The following is a 21,249-nucleotide window of genomic DNA, read 5'->3' on the forward strand; positions in this document are numbered from 1 at the left end:
AGGACGGCAGTAAGGAGGCCACGTGCCCAGCCCCACCCCCGTACCGCCTCGCGACCGCGCCGACACGCCCTGGCGCTCCGAGGGCGCACCGCCCGCACCGCCGCCCAAGAGGCGGATGCCCGGGGGCTGGCGCGGACTGATCCTCGCCGCCATGATCGTCTTCCTGATCACCAACGTGGTCCTCTCGTTCTTCAACAAGGGCGACGAGCCGACCGTCTCCTACACGGAATTCAGCAAACAGGTCGCCGACGGCAACGTCTCGAAGATCTACTCCAAGGGCGACGCGATCCAGGGCGAACTGAAGACCGAACAGCCGCTGCCCGACGGCGGCAAGGGCGACTACACGAAGTTCGTCACCCAGCGCCCCGCCTTCGCCGACGACCAGCTCTGGGCCAACCTCAGCAAGCACGGCGTCGTCGTCACCGCCTCCCCGGTCGTCGTGCAGCGCAGCTTCCTGGCCAATCTGCTGCTCTCGCTGGCCCCGATGCTGCTGCTGGTCCTCCTGTGGGTGTTCATCGCCCGCCGCATGGGCTCCGCGATGGGCGGCGTCGGCGCGCTGGGCCGCAAACAGCCGCCCAAACCCGTCGAACTGGAGGGCGGGAAGCGCACCACCTTCGCCGACGTGGCCGGGATCGACGAGGTCAAGGGCGAGCTCAGCGACGTCGTGGACTTCCTCAAGAACCCCCAGCAGTACCGGGCCATGGGCGCCCGGATGCCCGGCGGGGTCCTGCTCGCTGGACCGCCCGGCACGGGCAAGACCCTCCTCGCGCGGGCGGTCGCGGGCGAGGCCGGGGTGCCGTTCTTCTCCGCCTCGGCCTCCGAGTTCATCGAGATGATCGTCGGCGTGGGCGCCTCCCGGGTGCGCGAACTCTTCTCCGAGGCGCGGAAGGTGGCCCCCTCGATCGTCTTCATCGACGAGATCGACACCATCGGCCGGGCCCGCGGCGGCGGCGCCGGCCTCGGCGGCCACGACGAGCGCGAACAGACCCTGAACCAGATCCTGACCGAGATGGACGGCTTCTCCGGCTCGGAGGGCGTGGTCGTCCTCGCCGCCACCAACCGGCCCGACGTCCTGGACCCGGCGCTCACCCGGCCCGGCCGCTTCGACCGCACGGTGTCCGTCTCCCCGCCCGACCGCTCCGGCCGCGAAGCCATCCTGCGGATCCACACCCGCGAGATCCCCCTCGCCGCCGACGTGGACCTCGACCAGGTGGCCCGCACCACCCCCGGCATGACGGGCGCGGACCTCGCCAACCTGGCCAACGAAGCCGCCCTCCTCGCGGTGAAGCGCAAACAGAGCCAGGTCACCCAGGCGGACTTCATGGACGCCCTGGAGAAGGTCCAGCTGGGCGCGGCGCGGGCCCTGGTCATGCCGGAAGAGGAGCGTCGCCGCACGGCCTACCACGAGAGCGGCCACGCCCTGCTGGGCATGCTCCAGCCGGGCGCCGACCCCGTCCGCAAGATCACGATCGTGCCGCGCGGCCGGGCGCTCGGCGTCACCCTCTCGACCCCCGACGCGGACCGCTACTCCTACACGCAGGAGTACCTCCGCGGCCGCATCATCGGCGCGCTGGGCGGCATGGCGGCCGAGCACGTCGTCTTCGACGTCATCACCACGGGCGCGGAGAACGACCTGGAACAGGTCACCAACCTCGCCCGCGGCATGGTCGGCCGCTGGGGCATGAGCGAGCGCGTCGGCCGCCTCACCGCGATCCCGGCGGACGCGCAGAGCCCTTACGGGCTCCTGGCCGCCCCCTCCACCCTCGACACGGTGGACCAGGAGATGCGGCGCATCGTCGACGAGTGCTACGTCGAGGCCTGCCGACTGCTGCGCGAACACCGTCCGAAACTCGACGCCCTGACCGAGGCCTTGCTGGCGAACGAGACCCTGGACGAGCCGGCCGCCTACGAGGCCGCGGGCATCGTGCGCCCGGCGAAGTAGCGGCGCGGGCCGCGCCCGCGCGCGCCCCGCCCCAGCCCCGCACCCGCGGTTCCGGTTCGGCTACGGCACGCGGGCGATCACGTACCGGAAGATGTTCGGCAGCCACACGGTGCCGTCCGGCCGCTCGTACGGGTGCAGCGCTTCGGCCAGCTCCTTCTCGACCTGCGCCGGATCGGAGGAGGACTCGTACAGCCCCGCCGACAGCAGCCCCCGTACCGCGCTGTCCACGTCCGCGTACCCGAAGGGGCAGAACACCCGCCCCGACCCGTCCGGCGAGAGCCCGGCCCGCGCCACGACCGCGTCCAGGTCCTGCGGGGCGGGGCCGCCGCCCAGCACCGCGGGCACCGTGCACCGCTCCGCCGGACCCCAGTCGGCCAGCACCACCGCTGCGCCCCGCCGGACCGCAGGCAGGGCCGCGTCCAGCGCCGCCGCGGGCGGCGAGAACGCCAGCAGCACGTCGTACGGGCGCGCACCGTCCGGTGGGGCCGGGACCACCTCCAGCAGCCGCTCGCGCGCCAGCTCCCGCCGGGCCGGATCCGCCTCCACCCCCGTGGCGGCGGCTCCCCTGCCCGCGGCCAGCAGCAGGGCCAGCCCGGCCCCGCAGTCCAGGCCGAGCAGCCGGTCGCCCGGCCCGACCTCCAGCCGGTCGTAGACCGCTTCGTACAGCGGTACCAGCATCCGTTCCTGGATCTCCGCCCAGTCCCGGGCGACGAGCGTCGCCGTCGGCGTCGGTGTCATCGAAAGAGCGCTCCTGATTCCTTGTCGCCCCCTTGCCCCCGTTGCCAGAGAACTCCCCATTCGCCCCCGCGTCCAGAGGAGTGCGCCACCCGATTCACGCATCGAGTGCCCGGCGCCGTACCATTCGCGCCATGGCAAAGGCACCCGTTCTCACCCCCCAGGCGGAGGATTTCCCCCGCTGGTACCAGGATCTGATCAACAAGGCCGAGCTGGCCGACAACGGTCCGGTACGCGGCACCATGGTCATCCGGCCGTACGGCTACGGCCTGTGGGAGCGGATGCAGCAGGAGATGGACGCGCGCATCAAGGACGCGGGCGCCCAGAACGCGTACTTCCCGCTGTTCATCCCGCAGTCGTACCTGACGAGGGAAGCCGAGCACGTCGAGGGCTTCGCCCCCGAGCTCGCGGTCGTCACGCACGGCGGCGGCAAGGAGCTGGAAGAGCCGGTCGTGGTCCGGCCCACCTCCGAGACGATCATCAACGACTACTTCTCCAAGTGGGTCCAGAGCTACCGCGACCTGCCCCTGCTGATCAACCAGTGGGCCAACGTCGTCCGCTGGGAGATGCGCCCGCGCGTGTTCCTCCGTACGAGTGAGTTCCTCTGGCAGGAGGGCCACACCGCCCACGCCACGTACGAGGACGCCCGCGACTACGCCGCCCGCATCCACACGGACGTGTACGGCGACTTCATGACGAACGTGCTCGGCATCGACGTCGTGCTCGGCCGCAAGACCGCCAAGGAGCGCTTCGCCGGCGCCATCAACACCCTCACCCTCGAAGGCATGATGGGCGACGGCAAGGCGCTCCAGCTGGGCACGAGCCACGAGCTCGGCACCAACTTCGCCAAGGCCTTCAACACGCAGTACCTGTCGAAGGAAGGCAAGCAGGAGCTCGTCTGGCAGACCTCGTGGGGCGTTTCGACCCGCATGGTCGGCGGTCTGATCATGTCCCACGGCGACGACAACGGCCTGCGTGTCCCGCCGCGCCTCGCGCACGTCCAGGTCGTCGTCATGGCGATCAAGGGTGACGAGGCCGTCGCCAAGGTCCGCGAGCTCGGTGCGCAGCTGAAGGCCGCCGGTATCCGCGTCCACGTCGACGACCGGGTCGACACCCCCTTCGGCCGCCGCGCGGTGGACTGGGAGCTCAAGGGGGTACCGGTCCGCGTCGAGATCGGCCCCCGCGACCTGGAGGCCGGCACCGCGATGCTGGCCCGCCGGATCCCCGGCGGCAAGGAGCCCGTGCAGATCGACGCGCTCGCCGACCTGCTGCCCAAGGTGCTGGAGGAGGACCAGGCGCAGCTGCTGCGCGAGTCCCGCGAGCGCCGCCTGGCCCGTACCTCCGACGTCTCCACCATCGAGGAGGCCGCCGAGGTCGCCGTCGCGGGCGGCTGGGCGCGGATGCCGTGGGCCGACCTCGGCCCCGAGGGCGAGGCGAAGCTGGGTGAGCAGGCCGTCTCCGTGCGCTGCCTGATCGCCGCGGATGGCTCGGTGCCGGAGGCGGACGACGCCCCCGGTACGCTCGCGATCGTCGCGCGCTCGTACTGATCGCCGCCGCCTGACTTCGGACCCGCCCCGGCGCACGGCACGAGCCGCGCGCCGGGGCCGGTTCTTTTCGGTCGGCCTGGTCGACGTTACGTACCGACTCCTCCTGAGATCGGCGCACCCGTCCTCGTCGGGACGCATCAGACTGAACTGACTGGTACGTGCAAAAAATTTGGAATGGCCCGGAATCGGAACACCGGGGCACCCCGGCTCGTTGTCACGACGTGAGCACGACACCACCTGTTCTCGCCGCAGAGCTGGCGCAGGCGTGGGCCGACATTCAGCGGTACCACCCCGAGCTGCCTGACCTTGCCGCGCCCGAGTCCCTGATCGGAGAGTCCTCGTCCGCCTGTGGCGCCGAGCTCTCCTTCGAGCGACTGCTGCACGAGGCAGTCCACGGCATCGCCGCCGCCCGCGGAGTGCGCGACACCTCGCGGGCGGGCCGCTACCACAACCGCAGATTCCTCGCGATCGCCGAGGAGATGGGGCTGGACCATTCCGACGAGCCGCATGCCAGCAGCGGCTTCTCGTTGGTCTCGCTCAATCCCGAGGCGAAGAAGCGCTACCGCCCCACCATGGAGCGGCTCCAGCGCGCACTCAAGGCGCACACCGCCGCGACGGCGGCCGACACCAAGCGCAGCTTCCGCGGGCCGGCCGCCCGGCACGGCTCCTCGGGCGGCGGTGTCCGGGTCAAGGCCGTCTGCGACTGCGGGCGCAACGTGCGGGTGGTCCCGTCCGTACTGGCGCAGGCGCCGATCGTCTGCGGCGGCTGCATGAAGCCGTTCCGCATCCCCGAAGTCGCCGTCTCGGTAGCCGCCTCCTGAGCCCGCGGCTCCGCGGCCGACGGGCTGACGGGCGGGCGGATGCCTGCGGTGCGGTGCGGGGGGCGGCCCGAGGGTGCGCGGCCCCGCACCCTCGATCGCAGCTCCCCGCGAGAAGCGCCGCAGGCATGTGGCACAATGGCTAGCTGTACTCGACAGTCGCATAGGACCCCTCTCTCCTCCGGCTGACGCGTCCATCGGGCACCCGAGTACCGCAACCCCACGTGGCATCTCATGTGCCCAACCACGTCAAGTTCAGGAGACACCACTCCAGTGGCAGTCAAGATCAAGCTCAAGCGCCTCGGCAAGATTCGCCAGCCGCACTACCGCATCGTCGTCGCCGACTCGCGCACCCGCCGCGATGGTCGTGCGATCGAGGAGATCGGTCTGTACCACCCGACGTACAACCCGTCGCGCATCGAGGTCAACGCCGAGCGTGCGCAGTACTGGCTGTCCGTCGGCGCCCAGCCCACCGAGGCTGTGCTCGCCATCCTGAAGCTGACCGGCGACTGGCAGGCGCACAAGGGCCTCCCGGCCCCCGCGCCGCTGCTGCAGCCGGAGACGAAGGAGAGCAAGCGTCGCTCCTTCGACGAGTTCGCCAAGGCCCTTGAGGGCATCGGCGAGACCAAGGGCGAGGCCATCACGCAGAAGGCGAAGAAGGCCGACAAGAAGGCGGACGAGGCTGAGGCCGCCGCCGAGTCGACCGAGGCCTGAGCATGCTCGAGGAGGCTCTTGAGCACCTCGTGAAGGGCATTGTGGACAACCCCGACGACGTGCAGGTCGCCTCGCGCAACCTGCGTCGTGGGCAGGTGCTCGAAGTCCGGGTTCACCCGGACGACCTCGGGAAGGTGATCGGTCGCAACGGCCGCACCGCACGTGCCCTGCGTACCGTCGTGGGCGCCATCGGCGGCCGGGGGATCCGCGTCGACCTCGTCGACGTGGACCAGGTCCGCTGAGCAGTTGAATCACCGGCACGGGCCGGGGAGGGCATTCGTGCCCGCCCCGGCCCGTCGTCGTCTGAACAGGAGACAAACAGTGCAGCTGGTAGTCGCGCGGATCGGCCGCGCCCACGGGATCAAGGGTGAGGTCACCGTCGAGGTGCGGACCGACGAGCCGGAGCTGCGGCTCTCGCCCGGCGCCGTGCTCCGGACCGAACCGGCTTCGACGGGTCCCCTGACCATCGAGACGGGCCGCGTCCACAGCGGCCGGCTCCTGCTCCGCTTCGAGGGCGTCAAGGACCGCACCGGCGCCGAGGCGCTGCGCAACACCCTGCTCATCGCCGAGGTGGACCCCTCCGAGCTGCCGGAGGAGGAGGACGAGTACTACGACCACCAGCTGATGGACCTGGACGTGGTACTGGAGGACGGCACCGAGATCGGCCGGATCACCGAGATCTCCCACCTCCCCTCGCAGGATCTCTTCATCGTCGAGCGTCCCGACGGCACCGAGGTGATGATCCCCTTCGTGGAGGAGATCGTCGCCGAGATCGACCTGGAGGAGCAGCGCTGCGTCATCACGCCGCCGCCCGGGCTGATCGACGACCGCGCGGAGATCGTCTCGACGCGCGACAACGGGGCCGAGGCCGGGGAAGAAGCCTGATGCGTCTCGACGTCGTCACGATCTTCCCCGAGTACCTGGAGCCGCTGAACGTCTCCCTCGTCGGCAAGGCGCGGGCCCGCGGGCAGCTCGACGTCCACCTCCACGACCTACGGGACTGGACGTACGACCGGCACAACACCGTCGACGACACCCCGTACGGCGGTGGCCCCGGCATGGTCATGAAGACCGAGCCGTGGGGCGAGGCGCTCGACGAGGCGCTGGCCGACGGGTACGAGGCCGGCGCGCGCGGGCCGGTCATGGTCGTCCCCACGCCCAGTGGCCGCCCGTTCACCCAGGAGCTGGCCGTCGAGCTCTCCGAACGGCCCTGGCTGATCTTCACGCCGGCCCGGTACGAGGGCATCGACCGCCGGGTCATGGACGAATACGCCACGCGGATGCCGGTGTACGAGGTCTCCATCGGCGACTACGTGCTGGCCGGCGGCGAGGCCGCCGTGCTGGTGATCACCGAGGCCGTGGCCCGGCTGCTGCCCGGAGTGCTCGGCAACGCCGAATCCCACCGGGACGACTCCTTCGCGCCCGGCGAGATGGCGAACCTGCTAGAGGGGCCGGTCTACACGAAGCCCCCCGGTTGGCGCGGCCGGGGCATTCCCGACGTGCTGCTCAGCGGGCACCACGGGAAGATCGCCCGCTGGCGCCGGGACGAGGCGTTCCGCCGCACCGCGCAGCACCGCCCCGACCTGATCGAGCGCTGCGAGGCCGCCGCCTTCGACAAGAAGGACCGCGAGATCCTGAGCATCCTGGGCTGGCGGCCGACCCCCGACGGCCGATTTTGGCGTAGGCCCCAAGCCGTGGAAGAATAGGCGGCTGCTGTGTGCTCGCGTACGCCCCTGCCACAGGGGGACAGTCGTTCGCAGAGTGGCGCAGCTCCCGAATTCTCTACGGAAACCCGCACCGGCGGCCTGTGGCGTCGTGCGAAGAAAGCAGACGAAGAACATGTCTCACCTGCTCGATGGCGTCAACGCCGCCTCGATCCGCTCCGACGTCCCGGCCTTCCGCCCGGGTGACACGATCAACGTGCACGTCCGCGTCATCGAGGGCAGCCGCTCCCGTATCCAGCAGTTCAAGGGCGTTGTCATCCGTCGCCAGGGCTCTGGCGTCTCCGAGACCTTCACGGTCCGCAAGGTCTCCTTCAGCGTCGGCGTGGAGCGCACCTTCCCGGTGAACTCCCCGATCTTCGAGAAGATCGAGCTCGTCACCCGCGGTGACGTGCGTCGCGCCAAGCTGTACTTCCTCCGTGAGCTCCGCGGCAAGGCCGCGAAGATCAAGGAGAAGCGCGACCGCTGATCTCCTCTCCGGGTCCCGGAGGCGGCCGGATAGGCTCGCCCTCGATGGACACCGAAGCAGAGCTCACACAGCGCGGCCACTCCTCCCCCGAAACCGGGGAGGGGCGGCCGCGTTTTGCGTTGCGGGGGCGCCGCGCGCTCCCAGGGTGGCGAGTCTTCCTGACCTGGCGCGGCGCCGCCGTACTCGGCGTGCTCTGCACGACCTTCCTGCTGCTGCTCAGCAATTTCGTCGTCCAGCCCTTCCTGATCCCGAGCCGGTCGATGGAGCCGACGCTCCAGGTCGGGGACCGGGTGCTGGTGAACAAGCTGGCGTACCGTTCCGGCAACCAACCCAAGCGCGGGGACGTGGTGGTCTTCGACGGCACGGGGTCCTTCGTTCCGGAACACGCCGACGGCAATCCCATCGGCGAGGCGTTGGCGGGCGCGGCCTCCGCGCTCGGGATCGGCGAGCCGTCCGAAACGGACTTCGTCAAGCGGGTCGTGGGCGTCGGAGGCGACGACGTGGTGTGCTGCGACGCCGGCGGGCGGATCAAGGTGAACGGGGTACCGGTGCAGGAGCCATATCTGTTTCCCGGCGACACGCCCTCGAAGGTGCCCTTCCGGATCGTGGTACCCGTGGGCACCCTGTGGGTCATGGGCGATCATCGTTCCCAGTCCCGGGACTCCCGGGACCACCTGGGAGAACCGGGCGGGGGGATGGTGCCGGTGGACAAGGTGATCGGGCGGGCCGACTGGATCGGCTGGCCGGCGTCGCGCTGGGGCTCCCATGGGTAGCCGGGGCCGCCCGAGAGGCGGCCGGGCCCCCGAACCGGAGCCGGACCCGGAGCCGAGGCGCGCGCCCCGGCCCGCGCCCCGGCCCGCGCGCGCGCCCGAATTCTGGCGTGCGCCCGAGACTCCGGGAGGCCCCCAGCCCTGGCGGGAGCCCGAGCCCACTGCGGCCCCCGAGCCTGCCGCCCGGCCCGAGCCCACTGAGGTTTTTGAGCCCACCGCGGTCCCCGAGCGGCCGGTGCGGGAGCCCGGGTCGCGGCGTGGCACCAAGGCGCAGCCCGTCGCGGCGGAGGGCGGCGGCCGGGCCGAACGACGCCGACTGGCCCGCCGGGTCAAGCGGCGCAGGCGCACCCGCCGCGTGGGCGAGGTACCGCTGCTGATCGTCGTGGCGCTGTGCATCGCGCTCGTCCTCAAGACCTTCCTCGTCCAGGCGTTCTTCATCCCGTCCGGATCCATGGAGCAGACGATCCAGATCGGCGACAGGGTGCTGGTCGACAAGCTGACCCCGTGGTTCGGCTCCAAGGTCGAGCGCGGCGACGTGGTCGTGTTCAAGGACCCCGGCGGCTGGCTCAAGGGCGAGGCCGCACGCCCCGCCGCCGACCCCGTCGGCGTGAAGCAGATCAAGGAGACGCTGACCTTCATCGGTCTGCTGCCCTCCGCCGACGAACAGGACCTGATCAAGCGGGTCATCGGCGTCGGCGGCGACACCGTCGCGTGCTGCGACGCCAAGGGCCGGGTCACCGTCAACGGGACGCCGCTCGACGAGCCGTACGTGAATCCCGGGAACGCCCCCTCCGAAATCCGGTTCGAAGTGAAGGTGCCGCCCGGACGGCTCTTCGTCATGGGCGACCACCGGGCGAACTCGGCCGACTCCCGCTTCCACCTCGACGAGGCCTTCAACGGCACCATCGGCGAGGACGGAGTCGTGGGACAGGCCGTCGTCATCGCCTGGCCGTTCGACCACTGGCGCAAACTCGAACAGCCCGCGACCTTCCGCACGGTGCCCGATCCTGCACGTGGTGGGCGACGCGGCCGCCGCAGGCGCCGTCACGGCCCGCCGTTCGCATAGTGTGTCCTCGGTCTCCCGCGCCCTAGGGAACTCCCGCTCGTTAAGGGAGGGGAGGGCCCGCGCCTGATTCCGGCCGGGCGGCGATCTGCGAGTGAGGAGTGGATGTGGGGGATGTGGCGGTAGGCGCGCGATCCGGACGCGACGAAGGCGAGGAGCGGCCGGACGATGCCGAGCGCGAGGCCGAGGACGGTGGTGCCGAGGCGCGCCCGCACCGCTCGTTCTGGAAGGAGCTCCCGCTCCTCATCGGCATCGCCCTGCTGCTCGCCCTGCTGATCAAGACCTTCCTGGTGCAGGCGTTCTCGATCCCGTCCGACTCGATGCAGAACACCCTGCAGCGCGGCGACCGGGTGCTCGTGGACAAGCTGACCCCGTGGTTCGGCTCCGAGCCCGAGCGCGGCGAGGTCGTGGTCTTCCACGACCCCGCGAGCTGGCTGGCCGGGGAGCCCACCCCCGAGCCCAACTTCGCGCAGCAGATCCTCAGCAAGATCGGTCTGATGCCGTCCGCGGACGAGAAGGACCTGATCAAGCGGACCATCGCCATCGGCGGTGACACGGTCGAGTGCAAGAAGGGCGGACCGGTCGTCGTCAACGGCAAGGAGCTCGACGAGCCGTACATCTACCCGGGCAACACCCCCTGCGACGACGCCCCGTTCGGCCCGATCACCGTGCCCAAGGGCAAGATCTGGGTGATGGGCGACCACCGGCAGAACTCCCAGGACTCCCGCTACCACATGCAGGACTCCACGCAGGGCTTCGTGCCGGTCGACAAGGTCGTCGGGCGGGCCGTGGTCGTGGCGTGGCCGATCACCCGCTGGGCGACCCTGCCCGTCCCGGACACCTTCGACCAGCCGGGCATCGGGAACCAGACCAAGGCGACCGCGATGGGCCTGGGGGCCGCCGGACTGGGGCCCGTCGGGCTCGGACCGACCGCGCTGGGCCTCGCCGGAGCGGTTCCGGTCGTGATGTGGCGCAGGCGGAGGCTGACCGGCGGGACTACCGGCAGGTAGGGTGCCGCCCAGGTCGTCGATCCCGAAAGTGTGGGGCGCTGCAATGGGCGGAACGCAGGCAAGCGGTACTGCAGGTATACGCGGTGGCAAGGACGGCCGCGGCGGTCTCGGCAACGTGCTGTCGGGAATCGCCGTGGCCGTCGGCTTCGTGCTCTTCCTGGGCGCCTTCGTATGGGGGGCGCTCGTCTACCAGCCGTACACGGTGCCGACAGACTCGATGGTGCCGACGGTGCAGCCCGGGGACCGGGTGCTCGCCCAGCGCATCGACGGCGGCGAGGTGCGGCGCGGCGACGTGGTCGTGTTCAGTGATGCCATGTGGAGTGACTCGCCCATGGTCAAGCGGGTCGTCGGCGTTGGCGGCGACACCGTGAAGTGCTGCGGCGCGGGCGGCACGCTCACCGTGAACGGCAAGGAACTGCAGGAGCCCTACATCGAGCACGGGCAGCCCGGCGCGGCCGGCACCGGCCAGGGCACCGCCTCCGACACGCCGTTCGAGGTGACCGTGCCCGAGGGCAACCTCTTCCTGCTGGGCGACCGGCGGTTCACCTCGCTCGACTCCCGGGCCCACCTCCAGGAGGCCGGCCAGGGCACCGTCCCCCGCTCCACGGTCCGCGCCCGGGTCGACGCCCTGGCCTGGCCCTCCATGAAGATGATCGACCGCCCCGGCACGTACGCCTCCCTGCCCGGCGGGACCTCCCGACCGGGGCCGCTGCGCCTCCAACTGGCCGCGGTGGTCGGCGGAGCCGCCCTGGTGGTCCTGGGGGCCGCCTACGGGCCCCTCGCACGGGTCCTGGGGCGCGGGCGGCGGCGGGAGCCGGCCGGTGCCCGCTGACGCGGCTGAGGCGGGCGGCCCCCGCAAGGTGTCCCGGGTGATCCTGCTGGACCCCGAGGACCGGATCCTGCTGCTGCACGGCTTCGAACCGGACGATCCCGCGGACCAGTGGTGGTTCACCCCGGGCGGCGGACTCGAAGGCGGCGAGACCCGCGAGCAGGCCGCGCTGCGGGAGCTCGCCGAGGAGACCGGGATCACGGACGTCGAACTGGGGCCGGTGCTGTGGCACCGGTACTGCTCCTTCCCGTTCGACGGGCGGCGCTGGGAGCAGGACGAGTGGTACTACCTGGCCCGCACCGCCCAGACACGGACCGACATGGGCGGGCTCACCGAGCTGGAGCGGCGCAGCGTCGCCGGTGCGAGGTGGTGGACTTCCGAGGAACTTCTCGCGGCCCGTGAGACGGTGTACCCGACCACACTCGCCGAGTTGCTCCGTACGCTGCTCGACGACGGTCCTCCGGGTGCGCCGGTGGTCCTGGCCCCGGAAATCGTTTAGGGGCGCACGGGCCTGGCGCACAATAGGGGGACGCACGGCTGAAGGGGAACATGCCATGAGCGCCGAGGACCTCGAAAAGTACGAGACCGAGATGGAGCTGAAGCTCTATCGCGAGTACCGCGACGTCGTCGGGCTGTTCAAGTACGTGATCGAGACCGAACGCCGTTTCTACCTCACGAACGACTACGAGATGCAGGTGCACTCGGTCCAGGGGGAGGTGTTCTTCGAGGTCACGATGGCCGACGCCTGGGTGTGGGACATGTACCGACCGGCCCGCTTCGTGAAGCAGGTGCGGGTGCTGACCTTCAAGGACGTGAACATCGAGGAGCTCAACAAGAGCGACCTGGAGCTGCCGGGCAGCTGACGCCCGGTTCCCCCGCCAACCGCGCACCCGATCGAGCCCGTTCGGGTCCGGTCGTGCCCGCCGCCCCGGATTCCCCCTCACGAGTGACGGGGTTGTCCACAACGCCCCCGTTGTCCACCAAGATCCACACGGTGGGCGGGACCGCGGGATCGTCGTCGGCGGAGGTGGTGCCCGATGGACGCGAAGGGCGTGGCACGGCAGGCACTGGGGCGGTACGGCGAGGAACTCGCGGCGCGGCGACTGGCGGAAGCCGGGATGACCGTGATCGCGCGGAACTGGCGCTGCCGCAGCGGGGAGATCGACATCGTCGCGCGGGACGGGGACGCCCTCGTCGTGTGCGAGGTCAAAACACGTCGGGCGGGGGATTTCGAGCATCCCATGGCCGCCGTCCGCCCCGGCAAGGTCGAGCGGCTCCGCCGCCTCGCCGGACGCTGGCTCGCCGATCACGGTGGACCGCCCCCGGGCGGGGTCCGCATCGACCTCGTCGGAGTCCTCCTGCCACGGCGCGGGGCGCCCGTCGTGGAGCACGTCCGGGGGGTGGCGTGATGGGCTTCGCACGAGCCTGCTCGGTGGCCCTGGTCGGCGTCGACGGAGTGGTGGTCGAGGTCCAGGCCGACCTGGAGCCCGGGGTTGCCGCCTTCACCTTGGTGGGCCTGCCCGACAAGACCCTGGTCGAAAGTCGGGACCGGGTCCGGGCCGCCGTCGTGAACTCGGGCGCCGCATGGCCGCAGAAGAAACTCACCGTCGGACTCAGCCCGGCCTCCGTCCCGAAATCGGGCGCCGGATTCGACCTGGCCGTCGCGGCCGCCGTACTGGGCGCCGCCGAGGTGATCGACCCCGCCGCCATCGCCGACCTCGTGCTCATCGGAGAGCTGGGGCTGGACGGCCGGGTGCGGCCGGTACGGGGCATCCTGCCCGCCGTCCTCGCAGCTGCCGACGCCGGATACCGCAACGTGGTGGTGCCGCAGCAGTGCGCCGCCGAGGCCGTGCTCGTCCCCGACGTCCGCGTGCTCGGCGTACGCAGCCTGCGCCAACTGATCGCCGTCCTCACCGACGCAGAGGTCCCCGAGGAGGAACCGCCCGACCCACCGGGCCGCCCGGACCCCATGCTGGCCGGACTCGTGCTCCCGGGCGCCGGCCTCGGCACCGGCATCTCCCGCGCCCGGCCCGATGCGGACGAGAGCCCGGACGTCCCCGACCTCTCCGACGTCGCCGGACAGCATGGCGCCCGCCGGGCCCTGGAGGTGGCCGCCGCCGGGGGCCACCACCTCTTCCTCAGCGGACCACCGGGAGCGGGCAAGACCATGCTGGCCGAGCGCATCCCGTGGATCCTGCCGCCGCTGTCCCGGCAGGACTCACTGGAAGTCACCGCCGTCCACTCGGTCGCCGGCATCCTCCCGCCCGGCGAACCACTGGTCGCCCGGCCCCCGTACTGCGCACCCCACCACTCCGCGACCATGCAGTCCCTGGTCGGCGGCGGAGCGGGAGTGCCCCGGCCCGGGGCCGTCTCCCTGGCCCACCGCGGCGTCCTGTTCCTCGACGAGGCCCCCGAATTCAGCACCAAGGCGCTCGACGCGCTGCGCCAGCCCCTCGAATCGGGGCACGTGGTCATCGCCCGGGCCGCCGGGGTGGTGCGGCTGCCGGCCAGGTTCCTGATGGTGCTCGCTGCCAACCCCTGCCCGTGCGGCCGGCACACCCTGCTGGGAGCCGGCTGCGAATGCCCGGTATCCGTGATCCGGCGCTACCAGGCCAGGCTCTCCGGCCCCCTGCTGGACCGGGTGGACCTGCGCGTGGAGGTCGAGCCGGTCACCCGCTCCGACCTGCTGGGCCGCGGCGGCCGCGGCGAGCCCACGGCGGCCGTCGCCGACCGGGTCCGCGAGGCCAGGGACCGCACCGCTGCCCGGCTCGCCGACACCCCGTGGCGGCTCAACGCCGAAGTCCCCGGACACGAGCTGCGGACCCGCTGGCAGGCGGCCCCCGGAGCACTGGCACAAGCCGAACGGGACCTGGAGCGAGGGCTGCTCACCGCCCGCGGGCTCGACCGGGTGCTGCGGGTCGCCTGGACCGTGGCCGACCTGAGGGGCCGGGACCGCCCCGATGCACTGGACGTCGCCGTCGCCCTCGAACTGCGGACCGGCATCGCCCGCGGCGCGGCCCAGGCGCTGGGAACCGGGCCATGACCGCCGCCGACGGGCGCGACACCCCCGACGGGCGCGACACCCCCGATGGGCGCGACACCGCCGACGGGCCCGGGCCGGAGCTGCTGGCGCGGGCCGCACTGACCCGGGTGCTGGAGCCCGGCGACGAGCACGCCGGCCGGTGGCTGCGCGAACACGGCGCCGTCGGGCTGATACGGCTACTGACGGGACCCGACACCGCGGCGGCGATCTTGACCGGGGTGGGGGAGCAACGGCTCGCCGGATACCGCAGACGGGCGGCGCTCGCCGATCCCCGGCGGGACCTGGCGAGCGCCGCCCGCGACGGCGGCCGGTTCATCTGCCCCGGCTCCCACCAGTGGCCGACCCAACTGGACGACCTCGGCGACGCCCGGCCCGTCGGGCTCTGGCTCCGGGGCAGACCGGACCTGCGGACCTGGGCGCTGCGCTCCGTCGCCGTGGTCGGGGCCCGCGCCTGCACCCCGTACGGCGCCCACATGGCCCAGAACCTGGCCGCCGGACTCGCCGAGCGGGGCTGGGTCGTCGTCTCGGGGGCGGCGTACGGCGTCGACGCCGCGGCCCACCGCGGGGCCCTCGCCTCGGGCGGCGCCACCGCCGCGGTACTCGCCTGCGGCGTGGACACCGCCTACCCCCGCGGCCACGCCGGACTGCTCGGCCGGATCGCCGCCCAAGGACTCGTCCTCGGCGAGCTGCCGCCCGGCAGCCACCCGACCCCGAGCCGGTTCGTGCTGCGCAACCGGGTCATCGCCGCACTCACCCGGGGCACCGTCGTGGTGGAGGCCGCCCTCCGCAGCGGCTCCCTCGTCACCGCCCGGCGGGCCCAGCAGCTCGGCCGGTTCACCATGGGCGTCCCCGGACCGGCCACCAGCGGCCTCTCGGGCGGGGTGCACGAACTGCTGCGCGGCGAGGCCGTCCTGGTCACGGACGCCGCGGAAGTGGTCGAGCTCGTCGGCGGCATGGGCGAACTGGCCCCCGAGCGGCGCGGACCGGTACTCGCCCGGGACCTGCTGGAGGGGGACACCGCCCGTGTGCTCGAAGCACTCCCGGCCGGCCGACCCGCCCACGCGGACGAAGTGGCCCTCGCAGCGGGCACCGGTACCGATGAAGTCATCGGCAGACTGTACGAACTTCACTCTCTGGGGTTCGTCGAACGGCAGGGCGAGGGCTGGCAGTTGACCACACAATCACCTGAAGGAGGCACACAAACCGGTGGCACCCGGCGAGGCGGTCGTTGACCTGGGGCGTTCCGGTGAAAGAGTGAAGCCGATGAGAGACGCGGTCTTCCCGCCGGCAGCCGCCGGGACCGAGCGCCAGGCGCCGGTCCCGGGTCGCCCGCGCGAGTCAGGGCGCCGCTGTGCCCCCGCGCGATCCCGTACTCTTCGCGCACCGCGACACTTCCGTCACGCTACGCTCCCAAGGAATCCGGCTCCGGCAAAGGCGAAGCATGCCCCAGCACACCTCAGGGTCCGACCGCGCTGCGGTGCCCCCCGCTGCTCGTGGCAGCGTGCGGTCCACCGCGCCCTCGTCCCTGGAGGTGCTCTGGCGCTCGTACAAGGAGAGCGGTGACGAGCGGCTGCGGGAGCAGCTGATCCTGCACTACTCACCCCTGGTGAAGTACGTCGCCGGCCGGGTCAGCGTGGGCCTGCCGCCCAATGTGGAGCAGGCCGACTTCGTCTCCTCCGGCGTCTTCGGGCTGATCGACGCCATCGAGAAGTTCGACATCGACCGGTCCATCAAGTTCGAGACGTACGCGATCACCCGGATCCGGGGCGCGATGATCGACGAGCTGCGCGCCCTGGACTGGATCCCGCGCTCGGTCCGACAGAAGGCGAGGGCCGTGGAGCGGGCCTACGCCACCCTGGAAGCCCAGCTGCGCCGCACCCCGACCGAACACGAAGTCGCCGGCGAGATGGGCATCGCCGTGGAGGAACTCCACACCGTGTTCAGTCAGTTGTCGCTGGCCAACGTGGTCGCCCTGGAGGAGCTGCTGCACGTCGGCGGCGAGGGCGGCGACCGCCTCTCGCTGATGGACACCCTGGAGGACACCGCCGCCGACAACCCGGTCGAGGTCGCCGAGGACCGCGAGCTGCGCAGGCTCCTGGCCAGGGCGATCAACACCCTGCCGGAGCGCGAGAAGACCGTGGTCACGCTGTACTACTACGAAGGCCTCACCCTGGCCGAGATCGGCAACGTCCTGGGCGTCACCGAAAGCCGGGTCAGCCAGATCCACACCAAGTCGGTGCTCCAACTGCGGGCCAAGCTCGCGGATGTGGGCCGGTGAGCTTGCGGTACCTCCGTAGAGTGGACGTGTGCCCAGGATTCGAGCGGCCTCCGTGGCCGAGCACCGGTCGATGCAGCGCGGCGCCCTGCTGGACGCCGCGCGCTCCCTGTTGTCCGAAGGCGGGACGGAAGCGCTGACCTTCCCCGCCCTGGCGGAGCGCACCGGCCTCGCCCGGTCCTCCGTGTACGAGTACTTCCGCTCCCGCGCGGCCGTGGTCGAAGAGCTGTGCGCCGTGGACTTCCCCGTCTGGGCCGCCGAGATCGAGGCGGCGATGGAGGGGGTGCAGTCACCGGAGGCCAAGGTCGAGGCCTATGTGCGCAGCCAGCTCGGGCTGGTCGGGGACCGGCGGCACCGGGCGGTGGTCGCGATCTCGGCCAGCGAGCTGGACGCGGGGGCGCGCGAGAAGATCCGCGCCGCGCACGGAGGACTCGTGGCGATGATCGTGGAAGCGCTCGGCGCCCTGGGGCACGAGCAGCCCCGGCTCGCCGCGATGCTGCTCCAGGGAGTGGTCGACGCGGCCGTCCGGCGCATCGAGCTGGGCGCCGCCGAGGACCCTTCCGTCGTCACGGAGGCGGCCGTGGCCATGGCCCTTCGGGGTGTGCGGGGCTGAGACCCGGGGGCTTCCCCCTCCCGCCGCCCCCACCCCACCCCGCCCAGCTCCCACTCCACCCCCACCCCCCCCCGTTTCAGTCGTCCCGGGCTGTGAGCGGCAGGAGTCTCGGGGTGGGGCGGGGGAGCAGGGCCAGGGGGTTCAGGTACGTGGTGCCGGACAGGAGGCCCCAGTGCAGGCAGGGGCTGCTGCAGTGGGTGCCCTCTGTGAGGACCGCGACCACCTGGCCCGGAGTGACCTCTTCGCCCTCCGCGACCAGCGGCCGGACCGGTTCGTACGTGGTGCGCAGGCCGCCCGGGAGAGTGAGGGAGAGGACCCCGCGGCCGGCCACCGGGCCCGCGTGGTGGACCCGGCCCGGGCCGACCGCCCGGATCTCCGCGCCCACCGGCGCGGCGAGGTCGACCCCGCGGTGCCCCGCCGCGTACGGGGTCGGGGGCGGATCCCACCAGCGGGTGACCACCAGCGGGGGCGGGAGCGGTCGGGCCGTCGGCGCGAGCGCCTGGGCCAGGGCCATGAGCAGGCTGAGCAGCAGTGTCGTCATGCCGTCCAGGCTGTCGCGTCGTCGCGCAGCGTGAGCGGGCCTGTGGACGGACGGCGCGGTGTGGACAATGGCGTCACCTGGCATACCGCCCGGTCCCGTACACTTCTTACGGCGATCCGGGTCACCGGGTCGACTTCGCACGCCCCAGCACCAGCCGCTCAGGCCGGGTGAAAGCGTCTCTCGGTCCCCTTCCTCGGGGGCAGGGCGCGGTGGGGCGTCAGGAACCAAACCGAGAAACCAAGGAGATGGCCATGGCCGTCGTAACGATGCGGGAGCTGCTGGAGAGCGGCGTCCACTTCGGTCACCAGACCCGTCGCTGGAACCCGAAGATGAAGCGCTTCATCTTCACCGAGCGCAACGGCATCTACATCATCGACCTGCTCCAGTCGCTGTCGTACATCGACCGCGCCTACGAGTTCGTCAAGGAGACCGTCGCCCACGGCGGCTCCATCATGTTCGTCGGTACCAAGAAGCAGGCCCAGGAGGCCATCGCCGAGCAGGCGACGCGCGTTGGTATGCCGTACGTCAACCAGCGCTGGCTGGGTGGCATGCTCACCAACTTCTCCACCGTCTACAAGCGCCTCCAGCGTCTGAAGGAGCTTGAGGCGATCGACTTCGACGACGTCGCCGCGTCGGGTCTCACCAAGAAGGAGCTCCTGGTCCTCTCCCGCGAGAAGATCAAGCTGGAGAAGACCCTCGGTGGTATCCGCGAGATGTCGAAGGTTCCCAGCGCCGTCTGGATCGTCGACACCAAGAAGGAGCACATCGCCGTCGGTGAGGCGCGCAAGCTCCACATCCCGGTCGTCGCGATCCTCGACACCAACTGTGACCCCGACGAGGTCGACTACAAGATCCCGGGCAACGACGACGCGATCCGCTCCGTCACCCTGCTCACCCGCGTGATCGCCGACGCCGTCGCCGAGGGCCTCATCGCCCGCTCCGGCGCTGCGACCGGTGACTCGAAGCCGGGCGAGAAGGCCGCCGCCGAGCCGCTCGCCGAGTGGGAGCGCGACCTGCTTGAGGGCGAGAAGAAGGCCGACGACGCTGAGGCCGCCCCGGCCGAGGCTGCTGTCGAGGCCCCCGCCGCTGAGGCTCCCGCCGCTGAGGCCCCGGCTGCCGAGGCCCCCGCCGCCGAGGCCGCTCCGGCCGCCGACGCCGAGCAGGCCTGACCCACTGGGAGCGCCCGGCGTTCACCCGCCGGGCACTCACAGCACGGACGATGACGGCGGGGGAGCCGCGCCACGAGCGCGGCGCCTCCGCCGTTCACCCGTAGATCTACGACTTCGAGAGAGAATCACAGACTCATGGCGAACTACACCGCCGCTGACGTCAAGAAGCTCCGCGAGCTCACCGGCGCCGGCATGCTGGACTGCAAGAACGCGCTCGTTGACGCCGACGGCGACGTCGAGAAGGCCCAGGAGGCCCTCCGCATCAAGGGTCAGAAGGGCGTCGCCAAGCGCGAGGGCCGTTCTGCCGAGAACGGTGCCGTCGTCTCCCTCATCGCCGACGACAACACCACCGGTGTCATCGTCGAGCTGAAGTGCGAGACGGACTTCGTCGCCAAGGGCGAGAAGTTCCTGGCCGTCGCCAACCAGCTGGCCGCGCACGTCGCCGCCACCTCCCCGGCCGACATCGAGGCGCTGCTCGCGTCCGAGATCGAGCCCGGCAAGACCGTCACCGCTTTCGTCGACGAGGCCAACGCCAACCTCGGCGAGAAGATCGTCCTGGACCGCTTCGCGCAGTTCACCGGCGGTTACGTGACCTCGTACATGCACCGCACGATGCCCGACCTGCCGTTCCAGATCGGCGTCCTGGTCGAGCTCGACAAGGAGAACGCGGACGTCGCCCGCGGCGTCGCGCAGCACATCGCCGCGTTCGCCCCGCAGTGGCTGTCCGCCGAGGACGTTCCGGCCGAGAAGGTCGAGTCCGAGCGTCGCATCGCCGAAGAGGTCACCCGCGCGGAGGGCAAGCCCGAGGCTGCCATCGCCAAGATCGTCGAGGGTCGCGTCAACGGCTTCTTCAAGGAGGCCACCCTCCTCGGCCAGCCGTACGCGCTGGACAACAAGAAGTCCGTCCAGAAGGTTCTGGACGAGGCCGGTGTCACCCTGAAGCGCTTCTCGCGCATCAAGGTCGGCATCTGAGTCCGTCCGTACAACGACGGACACCGGACCCCGGTAGGGTCTGAAGCAGTCGTCCGCGCACGCGCGCAGCGACCGCAGATCTGACGAGGAGGCCATTGCCGTAGAGGGAACCGCGAGGACCCACCGGCAATGGCCTTCTTCGTATGTGCACGAGGAGATCTCCATGAATCAGGGCGTGGACCCCCACACCGCTTCCGACGACAAGAGCGACCACGACAAGAAGGGCCGCCGCTTCATGCTGAAGCTGTCGGGCGAAGCCTTCTCCGGTGGTGGAGGACTGGGCGTCGACCCCGACGTCGTCCATGCCATCGCGCGCGAAATCGCCGCGGTGGTCCGTGACGGCGCGGAGATCGCCGTCGTGATCGGCGGCGGAAACTTCTTCCGCGGCGCCGAACTCCAGCAGCGCGGCATGGACCGTGCGCGGTCCGACTACATGGGCATGCTGGGCACCGTCATGAACTGCCTCGCCCTCCAGGACTTCCTGGAGAAGGAAGGCATCGACTCCCGTGTGCAGACCGCCATCACCATGGGCCAGGTCGCGGAGCCGTACATTCCGCTGCGCGCCGTACGGCACCTGGAGAAGGGCCGCGTCGTGATCTTCGGCGCGGGCATGGGCATGCCGTACTTCTCCACCGACACCACGGCCGCCCAGCGCGCCCTGGAGATCGACGCCGAGGCCCTGCTGATGGGCAAGAACGGTGTCGACGGGGTGTACGACTCCGACCCGAAGAAGAACCCCGACGCGGTGAAGTTCGATGCGCTGGAGTACAGCGAGGTGCTGTCGCGCGACCTCAAGGTCGCCGACGCCACCGCGATCACGCTGTGCCGCGACAACAAGCTGCCGATCCTGGTCTTCGAGCTGCTCGCTGAGGGCAATATCGCCCGCGCGGTCAAGGGTGAGAAGATCGGCACGCTCGTGAGCGACCAGGGCACCCGGGCCTGAGCGTCCCGACGCCGGGCCCGGCCCCACGGGGCCGAGCCCGTCCCGCCCGCCTGAACCATCCAAATCTGACATGCA

24 protein-coding genes are annotated in these 21,249 nt (G+C 71.3%); 22 read left to right on the top strand and 2 right to left on the bottom strand.

The window, feature by feature from the left end; all coding sequences use genetic code 11:
• The first annotated feature begins 22 nt into the window (after positions 1-22).
• Positions 23-1,942: an ATP-dependent zinc metalloprotease FtsH gene (gene ftsH / locus OG974_RS29495; protein WP_327278780.1), complete on the top strand. Its 1,920-nt coding sequence runs from the start codon at positions 23-25 to the stop codon at positions 1,940-1,942.
• 60 nt (positions 1,943-2,002) lie between these two features.
• Here ftsH and OG974_RS29500 read toward each other — a convergent pair whose 3' ends face one another.
• Positions 2,003-2,680: a methyltransferase type 11 gene (locus tag OG974_RS29500; protein WP_327278781.1), complete on the bottom strand. Its 678-nt coding sequence runs from the start codon at positions 2,678-2,680 to the stop codon at positions 2,003-2,005.
• A gap of 131 nt (positions 2,681-2,811) precedes the next feature.
• Here OG974_RS29500 and proS point away from each other — a divergent pair, with 131 nt between their 5' ends.
• From proS to OG974_RS29590, 18 genes are all read left to right on the top strand, one after another.
• The gene (gene proS, locus OG974_RS29505) at positions 2,812-4,224 is read left to right on the top strand and encodes a proline--tRNA ligase (RefSeq protein WP_327278782.1); all 1,413 of its coding nucleotides are present in this window, start codon (positions 2,812-2,814) and stop codon (positions 4,222-4,224) included.
• A gap of 221 nt (positions 4,225-4,445) precedes the next feature.
• A complete protein-coding gene (locus OG974_RS29510) occupies positions 4,446-5,045 on the top strand; it encodes a hypothetical protein (RefSeq protein WP_327278783.1) in 600 nt (199 codons plus the stop codon).
• A gap of 270 nt (positions 5,046-5,315) precedes the next feature.
• Entirely contained in the window at positions 5,316-5,756 is a 441-nt protein-coding gene (gene rpsP / locus OG974_RS29515; RefSeq protein ID WP_030298453.1) for a 30S ribosomal protein S16, read from the top strand.
• A 2-nt stretch (positions 5,757-5,758) separates the two neighbouring features.
• Entirely contained in the window at positions 5,759-5,998 is a 240-nt protein-coding gene (locus OG974_RS29520; RefSeq protein WP_007266827.1) for an RNA-binding protein, read from the top strand.
• Positions 5,999-6,077: 79 nt separating this feature from the next.
• Positions 6,078-6,641 (top strand): ribosome maturation factor RimM, encoded by a 564-nt coding sequence (gene rimM / locus OG974_RS29525; protein ID WP_327278784.1) that lies wholly within the window; start codon positions 6,078-6,080, stop codon positions 6,639-6,641.
• Complete coding sequence (trmD, locus tag OG974_RS29530; protein ID WP_327278785.1) at positions 6,641-7,462, top strand: tRNA (guanosine(37)-N1)-methyltransferase TrmD; 822 nt, start codon at positions 6,641-6,643, stop codon at positions 7,460-7,462. Before rimM ends, trmD begins: the two co-directional genes overlap by 1 nt.
• A gap of 133 nt (positions 7,463-7,595) precedes the next feature.
• Entirely contained in the window at positions 7,596-7,946 is a 351-nt protein-coding gene (gene rplS / locus OG974_RS29535) for a 50S ribosomal protein L19 (protein ID WP_054226492.1), read from the top strand.
• Between the two features lie 44 nt (positions 7,947-7,990).
• Positions 7,991-8,719, top strand: coding sequence for a signal peptidase I (gene lepB, locus OG974_RS29540; protein WP_327278786.1), 729 nt, complete (start codon positions 7,991-7,993; stop codon positions 8,717-8,719).
• Positions 8,720-8,951: 232 nt separating this feature from the next.
• Entirely contained in the window at positions 8,952-9,782 is an 831-nt protein-coding gene (lepB, locus tag OG974_RS29545) for a signal peptidase I (RefSeq protein WP_371644961.1), read from the top strand.
• Positions 9,783-9,895: 113 nt separating this feature from the next.
• Positions 9,896-10,789, top strand: coding sequence for a signal peptidase I (gene lepB, locus OG974_RS29550; RefSeq protein WP_327285803.1), 894 nt, complete (start codon positions 9,896-9,898; stop codon positions 10,787-10,789).
• A gap of 43 nt (positions 10,790-10,832) precedes the next feature.
• A complete protein-coding gene (gene lepB / locus OG974_RS29555; RefSeq protein ID WP_327278787.1) occupies positions 10,833-11,621 on the top strand; it encodes a signal peptidase I in 789 nt (262 codons plus the stop codon).
• Positions 11,611-12,117 carry an NUDIX hydrolase gene (locus tag OG974_RS29560; protein WP_327278788.1) on the top strand — a complete coding sequence of 169 codons (507 nt, stop codon included), beginning with the start codon at positions 11,611-11,613 and terminating at the stop codon, positions 12,115-12,117. The genes lepB (OG974_RS29555) and OG974_RS29560 overlap by 11 nt, the downstream gene beginning before the upstream one ends.
• Positions 12,118-12,172: 55 nt before the next feature.
• Positions 12,173-12,481 carry a DUF2469 domain-containing protein gene (locus tag OG974_RS29565; RefSeq protein WP_006139554.1) on the top strand — a complete coding sequence of 103 codons (309 nt, stop codon included), beginning with the start codon at positions 12,173-12,175 and terminating at the stop codon, positions 12,479-12,481.
• 174 nt (positions 12,482-12,655) lie between these two features.
• The gene (locus OG974_RS29570) at positions 12,656-13,027 is read left to right on the top strand and encodes a YraN family protein (protein WP_327278789.1); all 372 of its coding nucleotides are present in this window, start codon (positions 12,656-12,658) and stop codon (positions 13,025-13,027) included.
• Positions 13,027-14,661, top strand: a complete 1,635-nt coding sequence (locus OG974_RS29575) for a YifB family Mg chelatase-like AAA ATPase (protein WP_327278790.1) — start codon at positions 13,027-13,029, stop codon at positions 14,659-14,661. Before OG974_RS29570 ends, OG974_RS29575 begins: the two co-directional genes overlap by 1 nt.
• Positions 14,658-15,893 (top strand): DNA-processing protein DprA, encoded by a 1,236-nt coding sequence (dprA, locus tag OG974_RS29580; protein WP_327278791.1) that lies wholly within the window; start codon positions 14,658-14,660, stop codon positions 15,891-15,893. Before OG974_RS29575 ends, dprA begins: the two co-directional genes overlap by 4 nt.
• A gap of 209 nt (positions 15,894-16,102) precedes the next feature.
• Positions 16,103-16,939, top strand: coding sequence for an RNA polymerase sigma factor WhiG (whiG, locus tag OG974_RS29585; RefSeq protein ID WP_327278792.1), 837 nt, complete (start codon positions 16,103-16,105; stop codon positions 16,937-16,939).
• 70 nt (positions 16,940-17,009) lie between these two features.
• Entirely contained in the window at positions 17,010-17,549 is a 540-nt protein-coding gene (locus OG974_RS29590; protein WP_327285804.1) for a helix-turn-helix domain-containing protein, read from the top strand.
• Between the two features lie 76 nt (positions 17,550-17,625).
• Here OG974_RS29590 and OG974_RS29595 read toward each other — a convergent pair whose 3' ends face one another.
• Positions 17,626-18,090, bottom strand: a complete 465-nt coding sequence (locus OG974_RS29595; RefSeq protein ID WP_327278793.1) for a M23 family metallopeptidase — start codon at positions 18,088-18,090, stop codon at positions 17,626-17,628.
• 251 nt (positions 18,091-18,341) lie between these two features.
• Between OG974_RS29595 and rpsB the strand changes: the two genes are divergently transcribed.
• From rpsB to pyrH, 3 genes are all read left to right on the top strand, one after another.
• Positions 18,342-19,259: a 30S ribosomal protein S2 gene (gene rpsB / locus OG974_RS29600; RefSeq protein WP_327278794.1), complete on the top strand. Its 918-nt coding sequence runs from the start codon at positions 18,342-18,344 to the stop codon at positions 19,257-19,259.
• Positions 19,260-19,394: 135 nt separating this feature from the next.
• The gene (gene tsf, locus OG974_RS29605; protein ID WP_327278795.1) at positions 19,395-20,231 is read left to right on the top strand and encodes a translation elongation factor Ts; all 837 of its coding nucleotides are present in this window, start codon (positions 19,395-19,397) and stop codon (positions 20,229-20,231) included.
• A 163-nt stretch (positions 20,232-20,394) separates the two neighbouring features.
• Positions 20,395-21,174, top strand: a complete 780-nt coding sequence (gene pyrH, locus OG974_RS29610) for a UMP kinase (RefSeq protein WP_030162523.1) — start codon at positions 20,395-20,397, stop codon at positions 21,172-21,174.
• The last annotated feature ends 75 nt before the right edge of the window (positions 21,175-21,249 follow it).

The organism is Streptomyces sp. NBC_00597, assembly GCF_041431095.1.
GTDB lineage: Bacteria > Actinomycetota > Actinomycetes > Streptomycetales > Streptomycetaceae > Streptomyces.

Coding starts and splice junctions, on each gene's coding strand:
- OG974_RS29500 (WP_327278781.1), bottom strand. CDS start 2,680: ATGACACCGACGCCGACGGCGACGCTCGTCGCCCGGGACTGGGCGGAG.
- proS (WP_327278782.1), top strand. CDS start 2,812: ATGGCAAAGGCACCCGTTCTCACCCCCCAGGCGGAGGATTTCCCCCGC.
- OG974_RS29520 (WP_007266827.1), top strand. CDS start 5,759: ATGCTCGAGGAGGCTCTTGAGCACCTCGTGAAGGGCATTGTGGACAAC.
- trmD (WP_327278785.1), top strand. CDS start 6,641: ATGCGTCTCGACGTCGTCACGATCTTCCCCGAGTACCTGGAGCCGCTG.
- rplS (WP_054226492.1), top strand. CDS start 7,596: ATGTCTCACCTGCTCGATGGCGTCAACGCCGCCTCGATCCGCTCCGAC.
- lepB (WP_327278786.1), top strand. CDS start 7,991: ATGGACACCGAAGCAGAGCTCACACAGCGCGGCCACTCCTCCCCCGAA.
- lepB (WP_327278787.1), top strand. CDS start 10,833: ATGGGCGGAACGCAGGCAAGCGGTACTGCAGGTATACGCGGTGGCAAG.
- OG974_RS29565 (WP_006139554.1), top strand. CDS start 12,173: ATGAGCGCCGAGGACCTCGAAAAGTACGAGACCGAGATGGAGCTGAAG.
- OG974_RS29570 (WP_327278789.1), top strand. CDS start 12,656: ATGGACGCGAAGGGCGTGGCACGGCAGGCACTGGGGCGGTACGGCGAG.
- OG974_RS29575 (WP_327278790.1), top strand. CDS start 13,027: ATGGGCTTCGCACGAGCCTGCTCGGTGGCCCTGGTCGGCGTCGACGGA.
- dprA (WP_327278791.1), top strand. CDS start 14,658: ATGACCGCCGCCGACGGGCGCGACACCCCCGACGGGCGCGACACCCCC.
- whiG (WP_327278792.1), top strand. CDS start 16,103: ATGCCCCAGCACACCTCAGGGTCCGACCGCGCTGCGGTGCCCCCCGCT.
- OG974_RS29590 (WP_327285804.1), top strand. CDS start 17,010: ATGCAGCGCGGCGCCCTGCTGGACGCCGCGCGCTCCCTGTTGTCCGAA.
- OG974_RS29595 (WP_327278793.1), bottom strand. CDS start 18,090: ATGACGACACTGCTGCTCAGCCTGCTCATGGCCCTGGCCCAGGCGCTC.
- rpsB (WP_327278794.1), top strand. CDS start 18,342: ATGGCCGTCGTAACGATGCGGGAGCTGCTGGAGAGCGGCGTCCACTTC.
- tsf (WP_327278795.1), top strand. CDS start 19,395: ATGGCGAACTACACCGCCGCTGACGTCAAGAAGCTCCGCGAGCTCACC.
- pyrH (WP_030162523.1), top strand. CDS start 20,395: ATGAATCAGGGCGTGGACCCCCACACCGCTTCCGACGACAAGAGCGAC.